Below are 525 nucleotides of genomic sequence, written 5' to 3' on the forward strand. Positions count from 1 at the left end.
AGCCATCTGAAGCTTAGCCTCCAACGGATTCAGGCGGATGTAGGGATAATGTTGTTTTTGTAGAAATCCTTCTAAACCTTTTGAATAGACGCCAGTTGCCTCGAAAACGATGTCAGGCACTAGACCGTCCAATTCACTCAGTGATTCGATTCGCTCTTTTAATGAATTGAAACCGGATACCGTGTGTTCCAATTCACCTTCATACCGACAACATTGATTTTGATCATAAATAACCATTGTACTTTTTCCCATACTTACATCGAAAGCAATTACATGTTTCATCTTTCATCCCCCTCTCGTAAACTTATAGAAGTCCTTCACAGTGCCTCATCGATTCCATTTTCTTATACACGATCTCAAGGACCCAACATACTAAGCTGATTCAAATAAGGATGTGAAGGTAGTCGGTTTCCTTATACGGATTCAAAGATCCCAGCGTCCGCGCGACTTCCCTTCACTTCTACATAAAAAATAGTAGCACAAACCATGGCCTTGGTTTGTGCTACTAATGTTAGTATGTTTCCG

The 525-nt window shown here is 41.0% G+C and carries 1 pseudogene; it reads right to left on the reverse strand.

From position 1 onward, the window contains the following. Nucleotides 1-282, reverse strand: a pseudogene (locus tag ACR65H_RS18525) (IS110 family RNA-guided transposase); the annotation flags it as partial. Nucleotides 283-525 lie beyond the last annotated feature (243 nt).

Source organism: Sporosarcina sp. SAFN-015, from assembly GCF_059415085.1.